Source organism: Pseudofrankia inefficax (genome assembly GCF_000166135.1).
Classification (GTDB): Bacteria; Actinomycetota; Actinomycetes; order Frankiales; family Frankiaceae; genus Pseudofrankia; species Pseudofrankia inefficax.
This window is the reverse complement of sequence record NC_014666.1, coordinates 2,769,898-2,785,709: the sequence shown is the minus strand read 5'-3', so window position 1 is coordinate 2,785,709 and position 15,812 is coordinate 2,769,898. Positions and strand designations below refer to the sequence as shown.

General features: G+C 72.9%; 14 protein-coding genes. 6 read left to right on the top strand and 8 right to left on the bottom strand.

From position 1 onward, the window contains the following. Positions 1 to 182 precede the first annotated feature (182 nt). On the bottom strand, positions 183 to 1,535 hold the full coding sequence (locus tag FRAEUI1C_RS11305) for a class I SAM-dependent RNA methyltransferase (RefSeq protein ID WP_497006517.1): 1,353 nt from the start codon (positions 1,533 to 1,535) through the stop codon (positions 183 to 185). Between the two features lie 138 nt (positions 1,536 to 1,673). Then, the gene (locus FRAEUI1C_RS11300) at positions 1,674 to 3,800 is read right to left on the bottom strand and encodes an APC family permease (protein WP_013423430.1); all 2,127 of its coding nucleotides are present in this window, start codon (positions 3,798 to 3,800) and stop codon (positions 1,674 to 1,676) included. Positions 3,801 to 3,954: 154 nt separating this feature from the next. On the opposite strand from FRAEUI1C_RS11300, the gene FRAEUI1C_RS11295 reads away from it, so the two are divergent. Together FRAEUI1C_RS11295 and FRAEUI1C_RS11290 are read left to right on the top strand one after the other, a co-directional pair. After that, a complete protein-coding gene (locus FRAEUI1C_RS11295) occupies positions 3,955 to 4,620 on the top strand; it encodes a potassium channel family protein (RefSeq protein WP_013423429.1) in 666 nt (221 codons plus the stop codon). A 25-nt stretch (positions 4,621 to 4,645) separates the two neighbouring features. Then, positions 4,646 to 5,347, top strand: a complete 702-nt coding sequence (locus FRAEUI1C_RS11290) for a potassium channel family protein (RefSeq protein ID WP_041259195.1) — start codon at positions 4,646 to 4,648, stop codon at positions 5,345 to 5,347. 27 nt (positions 5,348 to 5,374) lie between these two features. Here FRAEUI1C_RS11290 and FRAEUI1C_RS11285 read toward each other — a convergent pair whose 3' ends face one another. The 3 genes from FRAEUI1C_RS11285 to FRAEUI1C_RS11275 form a co-directional block, all read right to left on the bottom strand. After that, the gene (locus FRAEUI1C_RS11285; protein WP_013423427.1) at positions 5,375 to 6,181 is read right to left on the bottom strand and encodes a DUF3159 domain-containing protein; all 807 of its coding nucleotides are present in this window, start codon (positions 6,179 to 6,181) and stop codon (positions 5,375 to 5,377) included. Between the two features lie 170 nt (positions 6,182 to 6,351). After that, complete coding sequence (locus FRAEUI1C_RS11280; protein WP_013423426.1) at positions 6,352 to 6,732, bottom strand: OB-fold nucleic acid binding domain-containing protein; 381 nt, start codon at positions 6,730 to 6,732, stop codon at positions 6,352 to 6,354. Between the two features lie 240 nt (positions 6,733 to 6,972). Next, positions 6,973 to 7,275 carry a DUF4235 domain-containing protein gene (locus FRAEUI1C_RS11275; protein ID WP_013423425.1) on the bottom strand — a complete coding sequence of 101 codons (303 nt, stop codon included), beginning with the start codon at positions 7,273 to 7,275 and terminating at the stop codon, positions 6,973 to 6,975. A 269-nt stretch (positions 7,276 to 7,544) separates the two neighbouring features. Here FRAEUI1C_RS11275 and dut point away from each other — a divergent pair, with 269 nt between their 5' ends. Both dut and FRAEUI1C_RS11265 read left to right on the top strand, forming a co-directional pair. After that, entirely contained in the window at positions 7,545 to 8,072 is a 528-nt protein-coding gene (dut, locus tag FRAEUI1C_RS11270; protein WP_013423424.1) for a dUTP diphosphatase, read from the top strand. Between the two features lie 163 nt (positions 8,073 to 8,235). Next, positions 8,236 to 8,961, top strand: a complete 726-nt coding sequence (locus FRAEUI1C_RS11265) for a DUF3710 domain-containing protein (protein ID WP_013423423.1) — start codon at positions 8,236 to 8,238, stop codon at positions 8,959 to 8,961. A 71-nt stretch (positions 8,962 to 9,032) separates the two neighbouring features. Here the strand turns inward: FRAEUI1C_RS11265 and FRAEUI1C_RS11260 are convergent, their stop codons facing one another. Both FRAEUI1C_RS11260 and valS read right to left on the bottom strand, forming a co-directional pair. Continuing rightward, positions 9,033 to 9,554 (bottom strand): gamma carbonic anhydrase family protein, encoded by a 522-nt coding sequence (locus tag FRAEUI1C_RS11260; RefSeq protein ID WP_041260627.1) that lies wholly within the window; start codon positions 9,552 to 9,554, stop codon positions 9,033 to 9,035. A gap of 395 nt (positions 9,555 to 9,949) precedes the next feature. Beyond that, positions 9,950 to 12,628 (bottom strand): valine--tRNA ligase, encoded by a 2,679-nt coding sequence (gene valS / locus FRAEUI1C_RS11255; RefSeq protein WP_157734903.1) that lies wholly within the window; start codon positions 12,626 to 12,628, stop codon positions 9,950 to 9,952. Positions 12,629 to 12,838: 210 nt separating this feature from the next. On the opposite strand from valS, the gene FRAEUI1C_RS11250 reads away from it, so the two are divergent. Beyond that, the gene (locus FRAEUI1C_RS11250; RefSeq protein ID WP_013423420.1) at positions 12,839 to 14,368 is read left to right on the top strand and encodes a VIT1/CCC1 transporter family protein; all 1,530 of its coding nucleotides are present in this window, start codon (positions 12,839 to 12,841) and stop codon (positions 14,366 to 14,368) included. 27 nt (positions 14,369 to 14,395) lie between these two features. Here the strand turns inward: FRAEUI1C_RS11250 and FRAEUI1C_RS11245 are convergent, their stop codons facing one another. Continuing rightward, positions 14,396 to 15,202 carry an inositol monophosphatase family protein gene (locus tag FRAEUI1C_RS11245; RefSeq protein ID WP_041259193.1) on the bottom strand — a complete coding sequence of 269 codons (807 nt, stop codon included), beginning with the start codon at positions 15,200 to 15,202 and terminating at the stop codon, positions 14,396 to 14,398. Between the two features lie 306 nt (positions 15,203 to 15,508). Here FRAEUI1C_RS11245 and FRAEUI1C_RS11240 point away from each other — a divergent pair, with 306 nt between their 5' ends. Beyond that, the gene (locus tag FRAEUI1C_RS11240; protein ID WP_013423418.1) at positions 15,509 to 15,781 is read left to right on the top strand and encodes a type II toxin-antitoxin system Phd/YefM family antitoxin; all 273 of its coding nucleotides are present in this window, start codon (positions 15,509 to 15,511) and stop codon (positions 15,779 to 15,781) included. The last annotated feature ends 31 nt before the right edge of the window (positions 15,782 to 15,812 follow it).

The following is a 15,812-nucleotide window of genomic DNA, read 5'->3' as shown; positions in this document are numbered from 1 at the left end:
GACATGTGAGATCGACACGCTCGCGGGTCAATTCACACCCCTGGCGGTAGAATCCACACTCCGCCGCGGCGACTTTTCGTCGGTGCGCCGGTACTCATCTGAACCTACCGCCGTTCGGCCGCCACGCCATGTCGGTCAAGCGACTACCCCTCGAAGCCAAACGGGGTAGCGGGCGGTCCCGGTCAGCTCGCCGGCACGAGCCGGGCGACGCACTCGATGTGGGCCGTCATCGGGAAGAGGTCGAACGCGCGCACGTCGCTGACCCGGTAGCCGCAGGACACCGCGACAGCGAGGTCCCGGCCGAGCGCGACCGGGTCGCAGGCCACGTAGGCAACGGCGCGCGGGCGCAGCCCCAGCAGCGCGGTGAGCACGTCGACGCCGGCACCCGCGCGCGGCGGGTCGAGCACGGCCACGTCGATCGCGCGGCCACCGTCGGCTCCGGCTCCGCCCGCCAGTCCACCCGGGCCGGTTCTGCCCGCCAGTCCACCCGGGCCGGTTTTGCCCGCCAGGCCACCCGGGCCGGTCCTGCCCGCCAGGCCCACAGCGCCCTGGACGGTCTTGGCGGTGACCCGGACCGGGCGGACGGAGACCCAGGGCAGGTCGGCCATGCTCCGCGCCGCCGAGGCGACGGCGGCGGAATCGGACTCCAGCGCGATCACCTGGCCGTCCGGGCCGACGCGCTCGGCGAGGAACGCGGCGAACAGCCCGGCACCGGAGTAGAGGTCCAGGGCGCGCTCCCCCGGCTGGGGCTCCAGGGCGGCCAGCACCGCGTCGACGAGGGTTCCCGCCGCCGCGGGGTGCACCTGCCAGAAGGCGCCAGCGTCGACCTGGAACTCCCGGCCACGCACCCGTTCGACGAGGTCCTGATCCGCCCCGTCCGCCGCAGGCCGCGGGCTCGCGGCCGGCCCACGGCCGGTGGGCCGGGCGAGCGCCCGCCCCGAGCTGACACTCGCGGCGACCTCGACGGCCTCGGCGTCCGCGAAGCGCCGCCCGGCGACGGCCTCCACGACGAGCGGGTGGGCGATCCGGCAGTCGGGCGTGGCCAGGACCTCGTGGGAGCGGTGGGCCCGCAGGCCGACCTCGCCCGCCGCCGTGACGGCGAAGCGCATCCGGGTGCGCCAGCCGAGCCCGTCGCCCAGCCCGAGCCCGGGCAGCGGCTCGACGGCGATCGCGAGGCCGGCGGCCTCGGTCTGGTCCTTCTCGTCTTCGCCGGCGACGTGGGCGCTCAGGCCGCCCTGGCGGCGCAGGGCCTCGGCGACGACCTGGGCCTTCAGGTGGCGCTGGGCGACCAGGGTGGCGTGCTGCCAGTCGCAGCCGCCGCAGCCGCCCAGGGGCGCCGGGCCGGCTTCACCCGCCGCGCGGCGCGGCCCGGCGTGCGGGCACGGTGGCGTCACCCGGTCGGGCGAGGGCTCCAGGATCTCGACGGCGTCGGCCCGCCAGTAGCGGTCATGCGAACGGTCGGTGACCCGGGCGCGCACCCGCTCCCCGGGCAGCGCGTGCCGGACGAACACGACCCGGCCTTCGGCCCGTGCCACGCAGGACCCGCCGTGGGCCACCCGGCCCACCTCGAGCTCGACGAGCCTCTCGGGCTCGGCTGCGGAGGCGACGGCGCGGGCGTGCCGCCTGCCTGCCCTGCCGCCACCGGGGCCGGCCGGGTCGTGGGCCACTGCCGGCTAGCCCTTCGGCTCGTCGCCCTGGCCAGAGGCGACGGGCGGCGGGGCGGAGGCGACGGGCGGTGGGGTGCCGGCGGGGCCGTTGGGCGTCGGCGCGGACGCGGCCGGCCCGGCAGGCAGGCCGACGCTCACGGCCACCGAGCTGCGCGGGCCGGCCCAGCCACCGCGGACCGCGCCGGCGCCTTCCCGCTCCGGCCGGTCGCCGGCCCGGTTCGAGGACTCCAGCTGCCAGGGCACGCTCGTCACCATGACACCCGGCTGGAAGAGCAGCCTGGCCTTGAGCCGCAACGCGCTCTGGTTGTGCAGCAGGTGCTCCCACCAGTGGCCGACGACGTACTCGGGCAGGAAGACCGCCACGACGTCGCGCGGGCTCTCCCGACGGATCTCGGCGACGTACTTGAGCACCGGGCCGCTGATCTCCCGGTAGGGCGAGGCCAGCGTCACGAGGTCGATGCTGATGCCGCGCTCGTGCCATTCGTCGCGCAGCCGCTCGGCGTCGGCCTGGTCGACCGCGGCGGTCAGCGCGACCAGGCTGAACGGCCGGGTCGCCTTGGCGTAGGCGAGCGCGCGCAGGGCCGGCTTGTGGATCTTGCTGACCAGGACGACGGCGTGCACCCGGGACGGCAGCAGCGGCGCGCCGGGCTCGGCCCGCAGCTCCGTGGCGACCCGGTCGTAGTGGCGGCGGATGAACTTCATCAGCATGAAGATCAACGGCATCGCGATGACGACGATGAAGGCGCCGTGCACGAACTTGGTCGCCAGCACCAGGATCAGCACCAGGCCGGTCATGCAGCCGCCGAAGAAGTTGATCGTCTGGCGGCGGCGGATGACGCGGCGGCCCGGCTGGGTGGCCGCCTCGCCCTGCTGGGACCGCAGGATGCGCTGCCAGTGGCGGACCATGCCGGTCTGGCTGAGGGTGAACGAGACGAACACTCCGACGATGTAGAGCTGGATCAGCCGGGTCGTCTCCGCCTTGAACACGACGACCAGCAGGGTGGCGAAGCCGGCCAGCAGCAGGATGCCGTTGGAGTACGCCAGCCGGTCGCCGCGGGTGTGCAGCTGGCGGGGCAGGTAGCCGTCGCGGGCGAGGATCGACCCGAGCACCGGGAAGCCGTTGAACGCGGTGTTCGCGGCCAGCACGAGGATCAGCGCGGTCACGGTGGCGATGTAGACGAACCCGATCGAGCCGTGCCCGAACACGCTCGCCGCGACCTGGGCGATGACGGTCGGCTGGTCGCCGTGCGCGCCGATCAGTTTGCTCGGGTCCGACGCGACCCGCACATGGCTGACCATCGCGAGCAACGTGACGCCGCCGAACATCAGCGCCGCGATGACACCCATCAGGAGCAGCGTGGTCGCCGCGTTCTTGCTCTTGGGCTTGCGGAACGCCGGCACGCCATTGCTGATTGCCTCGACCCCGGTGAGCGCCGTACAGCCGGAGGAGAACGCTCGCAGCGCGAGGAAGGCAAGTGCTACACCGGAGTAGTGACCAGACGCGGCGACGTGATACGAAGCGCTCTCGGCCCGCGGCGTGTGGCCGAGCAGAATCTTCACCACACCAATGGCGATCATTACGAAGACGCCGAGGATGAAGCCGTAGGTCGGGATCGAGAACGCCGTCCCGGACTCACGGACCCCGCGCAGGTTCATCATGGTCAACAGCACGATCAGCACGACCGCGATCAGCACCCGGTGCGGCGCGAAGCTGGTGACCGCCGAGGTCAGGTTCGCGACACCGGCCGAGACGGACACCGCCACCGTCAGCACGTAGTCGACCAGCAGGGCGCTCGCGACCGTGAGGCCGGCGGAGTCGCCCAGGTTGGTCGTCGCCACCTCGTAGTCGCCGCCACCGCTCGGGTAGGCGTGCACGTTCTGCCGGTAGCTCGCGACGACCGTCAGCATCAGGAGCACGACGACGAGGGCGATCCACGGCGTGAAGTGGTAGAACGCCAGGCCGCCAAGGGAAAGGACCAGCAGGATTTCCTCGGTCGCGTACGAGACCGAGGAGAGCGCGTCGCTGGCGAAGACGGGTAGCGCGACCCGCTTCGGCAACAGCGTCTCGCCCAACTGGCTGTTGTCGAGGGGGCGGCCGACAAAACCGCGCTTCAGCCAGTCCGTGAGCGCCACGCGCAGATGGTATCGACGCCCCTGCGGCCACCCATCAGCATGTGAGCTGCGCCATAGCCCGACGGTGCGCAGAGCGTGTGATATCCGACCTCGCCCGGTTACCGCCGCGCTCAACGTCGACCCGTGACCCTCCGCGCGGCTACGCTCTCGCCCCATGCACGTCGTGATCCTCGGCTGCGGCCGGGTCGGGTCGGCGCTCGCGCTCCAGGTGGAGCGGCACGGGCACAGCGTCGCCGTCATCGACCAGGACCCCCGGGCCTTCCACCGGCTGCCAGCGTCGTTCGCCGGCGTCAAGGTCACCGGCGTCGGCTTCGACCGTGACACCCTCGTCGAGGCCGGGATCGAGCGGGCCGACGCCTTCGCCTCGGTGTCGAGCGGGGACAACTCCAACATCATCTCGGCCCGGGTCGCCCGGGAGATGTTCGGCGTCCAGCGGGTGGTCGCCCGGATCTACGACCCACGCCGGGCCGAGGTGTACGAGCGCCTCGGCATCCCGACCGTCGCCACCGTGCGCTGGACGCGGGACCAGATCCTCACCCGGTTGCTGCCCGACGCGGTCACCCCGGAGTGGACCCACCAGGGCGGCCAGGTCGTCATGACCCAGGTCATCCCGAGCAAGGGGTGGGTAGGCCGGCTGGTGAAGGAGATCGAGCTGGAGGCCGGGGTGCGGGTCGCCTGCGTGACCAGGTACGGCGACGGCCTCGTGCCGGAGGCCCGCACGATGGTGCAGGACGGCGACATCCTGCACATCGTGGCCACCCGCAAGCGGGCCGCCGAGGCCGACGCGATCGTGCGCGCCGACCCGAAGCCCGGCGCCTAGTGGCGACCAGAGGGGACGTACTCCGTTGACTCGTCAGTTGGTGACCATCGCCGGCGCAGGCAAGGTCGGGCGGTCGATCGCGGCCGAGCTGCTCGAGAACGGCACCGACGTGCTGCTGATCGAGCGCGACGCGGCCAAGATCCGGCCGACGGCGCTGCCGAAGGCGCGCTGGCTGCAGGCCGACGCGTGCGAGCTGGCCTCGCTGGAGTCCGCCGGCCTGAACGACTGCGCGGTGATGGTCGCCGCGACCGGTGACGACAAGGTCAACCTGGTCGTGTCGCTGCTGGCCAAGACCGAGTTCGGGGTGCCCCGGGTCGTCGCCCGGGTGAACCATCCCAAGAACGAGTGGCTGTTCACCGAGAGCTGGGGCGTCGACGTGGCGGTGTCCGCGCCGCGGATGCTCACGGCGCTCGTCGAGGAGGCAGTCAGCGTCGGCGACCTTGTCCGCCTGATGAAGTTCCGCCAGTCGGACGCGTCGCTGGTCGAGCTCACGCTGCTGGCGGACTCGCCGGTGGCCGGCAAGGCGATCGGCTCGGTGACGCTGCCGCAGGACTGCGCACTGGTCATGATCCTGCGCGGCGGCCAGGCCGTCGTCCCGTCGCCGGACAGCACGTTCGAGCCCGGCGACGAGGTGCTCGCCATCGCGGTCACCAGCGAGGCGGAGGTGGCGCTCGGGGCGCTCCTCGGCGCCTCGTCCGCGGCCGCCCCCACGAGCGACGAGCCGTAGCGGCCCGCGCGCGGAGGCCGGTCGGCGCTACTCGTCGACGCTGTCGGTCCGCGCCGGCTGACCGGCCGGGGCGTCCTCGTCCGACGGCCCGTCCTCGGGCGGGGCGAACCGGGCGGCCGGGGCCATCCTGCGCACGATCGCGAGCGTCGCCAGCACCGCGAGGCCGAACAGCGGCAGCCCGAGGGCCAGGTTCGCCGCCTCCAGCCAGCCGGTCTCGCCGGCCCAGTACAGGCTGCCCTGAATGCCGAAGCGCAGGACGTAGACGATGATCCAGACGCCGGTCGCCCAGTTGGCCGCGCGCATCGTGTCGCGGTGGTCCCGCCAGCCCGCGTAGCGCTGGTCGAAGCCGGCCATCACGTAGCCGGCCAGCGGCCGGCGCAGCGCCAGCGAGGCGACCCCGATGACGATCGCACCCGCGTTCTTCAGGATGCTCGGCAGGAAGTAGCCCTTGGTCGACTTCGTCCGCGACGCGACGAAGCCGGCCACCGCCACGGCGAACAGCCCGGAGACCGCCTGCTGCTTGGGCTCGCGGCGGACCAGCCGCAGGATGAAGATCGCCACAGCGACCACGGCCGCGGCGATGATCCCGGACAGCAGACCGGCGGCGCTGTTGACCAGGACGAAGGCGATCGTCGGCATCGTGCTGTCGACGATGCCGCGCGGGCCGCCGATCGAGTCGGCCAACGAGATCTTGAACTCGGGCGGCTCGTCGTCGCCGGCCGGCCGCCGGGGCCCGGGCCGCTGGCCGGACGGATCCTCAACGGGCGGACGGGAACCGGGCTCGTCGGCGAGGACGTCGGGCTCGTCGGCCCCGCGCGGGGCAGAGGCTGGCATCAGGCTGATGGATCCACTCTCCCGGGCTGGCGTCGGCTGTCGCCAGTATGCCCGCCCCCGCCGGGCACGGGTCTGTCCCCCGCCGGTTCACGGACCCCCGGCCGGCTCCGATCCGGGGCACACCCGGACCAGCCGGGCGGGAGACGGCCAGCCCGGGGCGGACCGCCGCGTCAGTGGCTGGGCGCGGGCAGGAGCTCGTAGCGGGGGTTGAAGATGGTCGTGCGCCGGTCGTCCCGGTTGACCCGGCCGGACGCCTTCAGCGAGCGGCCGGCGTCGAGACCTGGGATCTGCCGGCGACCGAGGAACACCAGCGTGACGCAGCCGCTGCCGTCGTAGACCTCGATCTCGAGGTTGGGCGCCCCGGACTGATTGCGTACCGTGACCGAGCGGATGGTGCCCGCCACGCACGCCTCGTCGTGGTCCCGGCAGCCGCCGATCGGCACCGCCCCCTCGGCGGCGGCCGCCCGCTGCAGATCCTCCGCCTGCAGCTCGTCGTCATCAGCCGCGAGCCGGTGAACCACCCTGCCCCACCAGCCTGTTCGCTCAGCCACGGCTCCTCCGATCTGACCCGCCAGCACGGGATCGGGCCTCTCGCCGAGTCAGCGACATCGGTCTGAAACACCCGTGTACGGGAGTCTGCCCCGTGGAGGGGGGTCGGGCCGTGTGTTTTGTGACCCTGATCTCGGTCTGCCCAGGAACATCACTGAGCGCGGTCGGGCGAGCGGTCACCGTGGCCGCTCGCCGACCGCGTATGGCCGGCGCGGCGCCAGGCCGCCGCGCCGGCGTGGGCGTCAGTCGAGTGACTCGGCCGCCGCCTCCATGCCCGGCGGCAGCGCACCTGTCGCGCGGACCCAGCCGGTGGCGGCGAGCCGCTCGGCGGCGAGCCGGCCCACGGTGACCGCGATGGCGGTGACCAGGGCCCACACCATCGCCTCGCGCCAGGTCGTGTCCGGGTGCGCAGGGTCCAGCCGCGGCTCGCCACCGCGGACCTTCCGATAGGCGAGGTCGACAGTCCTGCTTGCCGCGGCGCCACCCGCGGCGGTTGCCGCCCCTCCGACGATCTTCCAGCCGACCTTGGAAACCGGTCCAGCCAACGCGCACCCCTCTGTGTCCGCAGTGTCTGTCATCCGCTGTGCCCGTTCGCGGCGATTTCACCCGTCCGGCCGCCCGCGCCGGCCAGCCGTCGCGGTACCTACCCAGCTGGCCGCGCCCGTAGGGTCACGGTCAGCTCGTCACGGCCAGCCCGGCACCGTCAGCCCGTCACCGTCGCGCGGTCACGGTCCTCCGGTCACGCCCAGGTGGTCACTGACCGCATCACCAGTATCGTCCCAGCCGCCGACCTCGACGTCCCTCAGGAGCCGCCATGACCGCTCTCGACCCCTCCCCCGGCCCGGTGGCCGCGGCCGAGCCGGCCGACGGCGCCGGGCAGCCGACCGTCGAGGTGCTGGTACGCCGGCTGGACCCCGGGCTTCCGCTGCCGGCCTACGCGCAGCCGCTGGACGCGGGCGCCGACCTGGTGGCCGCCGCGGACGTGACGCTCGGCCCAGGCGAGCGCGCGGTCGTCGGCACCGGGATGAGCATCGCGCTCCCGGCTGGGTATGCCGCCTTCGTGCATCCCCGTAGCGGGCTGGCCGCGCGGCATGGGCTCTCCGTGGTCAATGCACCCGGTACCGTCGATGCCGGCTACCGTGGAGAGATCAAAGTGATTCTCCTCAACACGGACCGGACCGAGCCGATCCGATTGTCCCGGGGCGACCGGATCGCCCAGCTCGTCGTGCAGCGGGTGGAGCACGCCGCCTTCCGCGAGATCGACGAGCTGCCGGCCTCGACACGCGGCGCCGGAGGCTTCGGGTCGACCGGAGGCTTCACGTCGGGTCACCCTGGCCGCTGATCCGCGGGCCGGCTTCGCGGCGGCCCCTGCGGGCACCCGGGCGTCACCGCCGGCCCTGCCGAGGACTATCAGGCAGGGCGACCGGTGCGATCGGCTGCACGGTGGCTCCATGACCCGGGCTGACCGGCTCGGCTCACCCAGGCACGGCAGGAAAGGAAAGGCCATGGCATTCGGGCGCCGCCGCAGGCAGGAGGCCGACGAGGCCGCGTTCCACGACGACGAGCTGGAGTCCGGCGAGCACTTCACGGGCGAGCCGGAGGGACCCTACGACGTCACGAAGGCGCCGCGCGACGACGTGCAGCGCCTCGACGTCGGCGCCCTGAGGGTGCCGGCGCTGGAGGGCGTGCAGATCCAGTTCCAGGTCGAGGAGGCCACCGGCCGGCCGATGAGCGTCGTCATCGCCGACGGCCAGAGCGCCATGGAGCTCGCCGTGTTCGCCGCGCCGAAGACCCGTGGCCTGTGGGAGGACGTGCGCGCCGAGATCGTCGAGCAGCTGGAGTCCACCGGCGGGGCACCGCGGACGGTGGACGGCCGCTACGGCCGCGAGCTGGAGCTCGCGCTGCCGACCCCGGTGCCCGGGCAGCTCGTCCCCGGCCGGATGATCGGCGTCGACGGGCCGCGCTGGTTCGTCCGCGCCGTGATGACCGGGCCGGGCGCGATGGACCCGCGCGAGGCGCCGCTGCTGGAGGAGACGCTGCGCCGGCTCATTGTCGTGCGCGGCGACGAGGCGATGCCCGTGCGCGACCCGCTGCCGCTGAAGCTGCCCAAGGAGGTCACCGACCACGTCGAGGGCGGTGAGGGGGCCGACCCTGCGGGCACCGGCACCGAATCCACCTCCGGCCGTCCCCAGATGCCGGTTCCCGGCGCCCGCATCGCCGAGCTGCGCTGACCCACGGCCCATGCGCCGGCTCAGGCGTCGCGGTGGCCCAGCCGTCGCGGTGGCCCAGGCGTCGAGGCGGCTCAGGCGTCGAGGCGGCGTAGCTCCGCGCGGAAGAGCTTGCCGTTCTCGACGTAGTGCTCGGCGGCTATGGCGATGCCCGCCGCGTTCGCCGCGCCCTCGCGGATCTTCGCCGGGACGCCGAGGGCCATCGCGCCGGGCGGGACGACGCCGTTGTTGCTGACGACCGCGCCCGCGCCGACGATCGCGCCGGTGCCGACCTTGGCGTTGTGCAGCACGATCGAGCCGGAGCCGATCAGGGCGCCGTTGTCCACCACGCAGCCCTCCAGATGGGCCAGATGGCCGACGACGCAGTCATCGCCGACGGTGGTCGGGTGCAGCGCGGTGGTGTGCACGACGGTGCCGTCCTGGATCGAGGTCCTGGCGCCGATGATGATCGGCCCGGTGTCACCGCGTAGGACGGCCCGCGGCCAGATCGACGACTCGGGGCCGATCGTCACCGACCCGATCACGGTCGCGTCCGGGTGCACGTACGCCGACGGGTCGATGTCGGGAACCCGGTCCCCGAGCGCGTAGATAGCCAAGGCTGCCTCCCAGACCTGCCGCGACCGCGGGCCGCGGCAATGCCGCTCGGCCGGCGCCCCGGCGGCGCGATTGCTGACGGTGAACTGCCAGAACCTGGCATCCCCGGCCATCTTCCCGCGAACGACGGTGCCGATGCCCCACTCGCCGCGCGGTAGCACCGCGACGCCGGTCACAGCGAGGTGTCGTGGCGCGCGGATCGCCCGAGCCACTCCGACGGCCACAGCGACGGGCCAGGAAGCCGGCCCGGCCCGCGCCAAGCCGGCGCCCGCGACCACCGGAACCCATGATCGCCAGTTCGGCCCTCTGGCGGGCGCGGAAATGCCGCGTCCGCGACCGCCAGAGGGCTCAAACGGCGATCAAGCACCGGCTACCGCCGCCCGTCGAGGGCGAGCGGTCAGACCGCGGCGGGCTTCGGCACCAGGTCGACGGCGACGGCGATCTCACCGGTGCCCGCGACCAGGGCCAGCTCGGCGATGCTGCCGGCGTTGCGCAGGTCCGCGGCCACCGGCTCCAGCAGGGCCAGCACGTCCGGCTCGGCGGTGACCCGGCTGGACGCCACCTCGGCCTTCATCGACACCTTGGCCTCGGACTTGGCCCGCCGCACCGCCGACAGGACGGTGCCGACGACCTCAAGCTGGCGCGCGGGCGCGGACTCGGCCAGCTTGCGCAGCTCCGGGGCCTGCGGCCAGCGGGCGCGGTGCACCGAGCCCGCCTGCCACCAGGACCAGACCTCCTCGGTGACGAACGGCAGGCACGGCGCGAACAGCCGCAGCAGGGTCGAGAGCGCCACCGCCAGCGTCGCCTGCGCGGACGCGGCCCCGGCCTCCCCCGACCCGCCGTAGGCCCGGCCCTTCACCAGCTCGACGTAGTCGTCGCAGAAGGTCCAGAAGAACGACTCGGTGACCTCGAGCGCGCGGGCGTAGTCGTAGCCGTCGAAGGCCACCGTCGCCTGGTCGACCACGTCGGCCAGCGTCGCCAGCAGGGCCCGGTCGAGCGGCTCGGTCACCGCGGCCGCCGTCGCCTCGGCGGCCGCGTCCCCGAGGGCGTGGCCGGCGAACACGGCGTCGGCCCCGGCCGCGCCGCCGGCGGCCAGGTCAGCGCCGGCGGCGATCCCCAGCGCGAACCGGCTCGCGTTGAGGATCTTGATGGCCAGCCGCCGGCCGATCTTCATCTGGCCGACGTCGAACGCCGTGTCCGTGCCCGGCCGGCCGGAGGCCGCCCAGTACCGGACCGCGTCGGAGCCGTGCTCCTCCAGCAGCCCCATCGGGGTGACGACGTTGCCCTTGGACTTCGACATCTTCTTGCGGTCTGGGTCGAGGATCCACCCGGAGATCGCCGCGTCCGACCACGGCAGGCAGTCGTGCTCCTCGTGGCTGCGCACCACGGTCGAGAACAGCCAGGTTCGGATGATCTCGTGCGCCTGCGGGCGCAGGTTCATCGGGAAGACCTTGGCGAACAGGTCGGGGTCGTCGATCCAGCCGGCGGCGATCTGCGGCGTCAGCGAGGACGTCGCCCAGGTGTCCATGACGTCCGGGTCACCCTCGAACCCGCCGGGCACGCCACGCTGCTCGGCCGTATAGCCGGGCGGGATGTCGGTCGACGGGTCGACCGGCAGGGTGGCCTCGGCCGCGACGATCGGGGCGTCGTACCGGGGCTCACCGTCGGCGTCCAGCGGGTACCAGAGCGGGAACGGCACGCCGAAGAACCGCTGCCGGGAGACCAGCCAGTCGCCGTTGAGGCCGTCGACCCAGTTCTCGTAGCGGACCCGCATGTGCGGCGGGTGCCAGTTGAGCTGGCCGCCGCGCGCGCGCAGGGCGGCCCGCAGCTCCTCGTCGCGACCGCCGTTGCGCAGGTACCACTGCCGGGTGGAGACGATCTCCAGCGGCCGGTCGCCCTTCTCGTAGAACTTCACCGGGTGGCTGATCGGCCGCGGCTCGCCCTTGAGCGCGCCGGACTCCTGGAGCAGCTCGACGATCCGGGTCTTGGCCGCGTGCACCGTCTTGCCGGCGAGCTCCGCGTACGCGGCCCTGCCCGCGGCACTGTCGACGGCCGCCGGCGGGTCGGCGAGCAGCCGGCCGTCGCGACCGATCACCGCGCGGGCCGGCAGGTTCAGCTCGCGCCACCAGATCACGTCGGTGAGGTCACCGAACGTACAGATCATCGCGATGCCGGAGCCCTTCTCCGGGTCCGCGAGCCGGTGCGCGACGACCGGCACCTCGACGCCGAACAGCGGCGTGCGCACCGTCTTGCCGAACAGCGCCTGGTAGCGGGCGTCCTCCGGGTGCGCGACCAGGGCGACGCAGGCCGCCAGCAGCTCCGGGCGGGTCGTCTCGATGATCACTTCCCCGTCGCCGGACGACTTCGCGAAGCCGAGCGTGTGGTATGCGCCGGGCCGCTCCCGGTCCTCCAGCTCCGCCTGCGCGACCGCGGTGCGGAACGTGACGTCCCACAGCGTCGGCGCCTCGGACAGGTAGGCGTTGCCGCGCGCGAGGTTGTGCAGGAACGCCCGCTGGGCGACGGCCCGCGAGCGCGCGTCGATCGTCGCGTAGGTGTGCGTCCAGTCGACGGACAGGCCGAGCCGGCGCCAGAGGTCCTCGAACCCCTTCTCGTCCTCGATCGTCAGCTTCTCGCACAGCTCGACGAAGTTGCGCCGGCTGATCGGGACCTGGTCCTTGCCCGGCTTCGCCGGCGGGACGAACTCGGGGTCGTACGGGACCGACGGGTCGCAGCGCACCCCGTAGTAGTTCTGCACCCGCCGCTCGGTCGGCAGGCCGTTGTCGTCGAACCCCATCGGGTAGAAGACCTCACGGCCACGCATCCGCTGGTAGCGGGCGATCAGGTCCGTATGCGTGTACGAGAAGACGTGGCCGACGTGCAGCGAGCCGGACACGGTCGGCGGCGGCGTGTCGATCGAGTAGACCCGCTCGCGGTCGACCGTGCGGTCGAACCGGTACGTCTGCTCGTCCCGCCATACCGTCGACCAGCGCTCCTCGACCCCGTCGAGACTCGGCTTCGCTGGGATGGCCCGGGCCGGCCGCACTGCCGTCGCCCGAGCTTCGTCTGGTGACCTCACGTGCCAAGTTTACGGGTGATCGCAAGCTGTTAATCAGCCGGTGCGCTGTGGGCGGTTGCCGCCGCCTCGCCGTCCCGCCCGTCACTACGACGACACAAAGATCTCGAGAGGCCCTGTCTGGATATGCCCGAATGTCCCTAAGATCCCGCCCGGTGGGGGGCAAAACGGCTCCGGTGTGAGCGGGGCTCCGATACGAGGACGGTTCATCGGATGACCGTCGGTGATGACCGTGACTGGTGGGCGGCCGTTCCGCCCCCTGCGCCCCAGGTCCACTTCCCGTCGGGCGGTGGCCCCGGGGCAGAGCCGTACATCCTCATCAACACACCGAGCGGGCCGATCGCGGTTCCGCACTCGGCAGCCCCGCTGGAAGCGTGGGGGCAGTATTCCGGTCCGGCGCCGGGAACCGTGCCTAGGCCGGCCGCTCCGCCCGACCCGAGCACCGGCCCGATCCGTCCAGATGGATGGCCGTATGCCCCGGACTGGACGACGACGGCCAAGCCGGGACACTTCCCGCCCGCCGCACAGCCTCCGACGGAGAGCGCGGACACGGCGTGGGATGACGAGTGGGATGCCTTCGAAGGCGGCCGGTGGGGCCGCGGCCAGCGGGGCGACGGCCGGCGGGGCACCCCGGTGTCCTCGCGCGACCGCTTCCGGGTCTACCTGACGTCCGAGCGCGAGTCCGCCGCGATGTACCGGGAGCTCGCCGAGGTCAGCGACGGCCCGCGGGGCGAGGTGCTGCGCGAACTCGCCGATGTGGAGGACCAGCACGCCGGTCACTGGGAACACCAGTTGCGCGCGCTCGGCGAGCCCGTTCCCTCCGCCCGTCGCCACCGGCGCAGCCTGCGGCTGCGCATCGTGATCCTGTTGGCCCGTTGGTTCTCGCTGTCCGCCGTGCTGCCGATGCTGGAGGCCAGCGAGCTCGCCAGCGCCGGCCGCTACGACGACGAGATCGCGGCCGCCCCGGGCATGCGGCAGCAGGAACGACACCATGCCCGGATGCTGGCGACGATGTCGGTGCGGCAGGCGGCGAGTGGAGGGATCGGGGCGAACGAGCGCTGGCATCGTGGCGACCGGTCCGGGGCGCTGCGGGCGGCCGTGTTCGGCGTCAACGACGGGCTGGTGTCGAACGCCGCTCTGGTACTTGGTTTCGTCGGCTCCGGGGCGCCGAGCCGAGCGATCCTGCTGGCGGGGGTGGCCGGGCTGCTCGCGGGGGCGTTCTCGATGGGGGCCGGCGAGTTCGTGTCGGTGTCGAGCCAGCGGGAGATGTTCGCCGCCGAGATCCGGCGCGAGGAGGACGAGCTGCGCCACTTCCCCGCTGGGGAGGAACACGAGCTGGCGCTGCTCTACCAGGCCAAGGGGCTGCCGAAGGAGCAGGCCGAGGAGACCGCGCGCAAGATCATGGCGAATCCCGAGACCGCGCTGGACACCCTCGCCCGAGAGGAACTCGGACTGGACCCGGACGAGCTCGGTTCGCCGTGGGCGACGGCGGCGGCGAGCGCGGCGTCGTTCACGGTTGGCGCGCTGGTGGTCGTGCTGCCGTTCCTGGTCGCGTCCGGCACCGCGGCGGCAGTCACCGCGGTGCTGTTGACGGCCATCGCGCTCGCTGTCGTCGGCGGCGGCCTGAGCCTGCTGGCCGGCGACCCGCCACGGCGCGGCGCCACTCGGCAACTGCTCGTCGGCGGGCTGGCCGCCGCAGCCGCCTTCGGCATCGGCGGTCTGCTCGGCATCAGCGGAGCCTGAGCAGTCGGCGCAGCCCTCTGGCGGTGACTAGTCGCGGTCGGCGCGGGGCTCCGCGGCGAGCAGGTCCACGAGAAAACCGAAGATCGCGGGCGGGGCGGCGATGTAGAGGGCCTCGGTACCGGGGGCGCCGTCGAGGCCGCCCGTGACGGCACCGGCCTCGGTGGCGATCAGGCCGCCCGCGGCGTGGTCCCAGGGCTTCAGGCCGCGCTCGTAGTAGCCGTCCAGGGTGCCGGCGGCGACGGAGCACAGGTCCAGCGACGCGGCGCCCATCCGGCGGATGTCCCGAACCTTCGGGATCACCCTCGTCAGCACGTTGATCTGGGCGGTCCGACGCTCGACGGTGTAGCCGAACCCGGTGGCGATCAGCGCCATGTCCAGGCTCTCGACCGCCGAGACCCGCAGCGGGGTGCCGTCGAGCGCCGCGCCGGCCCCGCGCAGCGCCGTGTAGGTCCGCCCGAGGGCCGGCGCGTACACGACTCCGGCGACGACCTCGCCATCGACCTCGGCGGCCAGCGACACGGCCCAGTTCGGCAGGTTGTAGAGGAAGTTGACCGTCCCGTCGATCGGGTCGACGATCCAGCGCACGCCGGACGTCCCGGTCGCGTCGGCCCCCTCCTCCCCGAGGATGCCGTCGTCCGGCCGGGCCTCGAGCAGTCGCTTCGCGACCAGCGCCTCGGACGCCCGGTCGAGCGCGGTGACGACGTCCGTCGGCGACGACTTGGTCGACTCGGCCGCCACCGTCCCAGCCCGCCCGCGCAACGCCAGCTGGCCCGCCTCCGTCGCGACGTCCACCGCCAGCGCGAGCAGTTCCTCAGCCCCCGGCCGATCAGCCATCCCGCCGCTCCTCACCCCGCCCGTCGCCCCCGCGGCCACCCGGCCCGCGCCCATCCTGCCAACCCCACCTGAACACGAGAGCCGGGCCCGATCCCCCACCCACTGTGAACCCGCCCACGCACGCCGCGTTCCGGGGATGGCGTGGTGGTGCAAGCACGCGGGCGCAGCCTCCGCCACCTCTTGATCTCGCAGTCTTGCCACGGCCGTCTTGCCACGGCCATGATCGATTAAATACTGTATAACCAGACAGTGTCTGAGTCAACACTCTCGTCGCGCAACGTATTCGCCACTGCACCTGGAGGTACCATGACCGTCGCGACCGAGCACGTTCCCCGCAAGATCACCCAACGAGAGCTGCGGGATGACGCCGGTGACATCCTGCGCGCGGTCGAGAGCGGCGAGACCTTCGTCGTGACGCGGGACGGCTATCCCATCGCGGAGCTCACTCCGGCACGCCGACAGAAGTTCGTTCCGATGGACGAGATCCTGGCGACGTTCGCCAACGATCCACCCATGGACGCAGACCAGTTCTTCGCGGACCTTGACGACTTCGACGGCCAGGGCCTGCTCGGTGAATGAGCCAGCCAGTCGCCACAGTCGCGTGCCTGTC

Excerpts from the sequence above, each read along its gene's own strand:
- FRAEUI1C_RS11250 (WP_013423420.1), top strand. The coding sequence starts at position 12,839 with ATGACCGTCGGTGATGACCGTGACTGGTGGGCGGCCGTTCCGCCCCCT.
- FRAEUI1C_RS11265 (WP_013423423.1), top strand. The coding sequence starts at position 8,236 with ATGGCATTCGGGCGCCGCCGCAGGCAGGAGGCCGACGAGGCCGCGTTC.
- FRAEUI1C_RS11240 (WP_013423418.1), top strand. The coding sequence starts at position 15,509 with ATGACCGTCGCGACCGAGCACGTTCCCCGCAAGATCACCCAACGAGAG.
- dut (WP_013423424.1), top strand. The coding sequence starts at position 7,545 with ATGACCGCTCTCGACCCCTCCCCCGGCCCGGTGGCCGCGGCCGAGCCG.
- FRAEUI1C_RS11295 (WP_013423429.1), top strand. The coding sequence starts at position 3,955 with ATGCACGTCGTGATCCTCGGCTGCGGCCGGGTCGGGTCGGCGCTCGCG.
- FRAEUI1C_RS11245 (WP_041259193.1), bottom strand. The coding sequence starts at position 15,202 with ATGGCTGATCGGCCGGGGGCTGAGGAACTGCTCGCGCTGGCGGTGGAC.
- FRAEUI1C_RS11285 (WP_013423427.1), bottom strand. The coding sequence starts at position 6,181 with ATGCCAGCCTCTGCCCCGCGCGGGGCCGACGAGCCCGACGTCCTCGCC.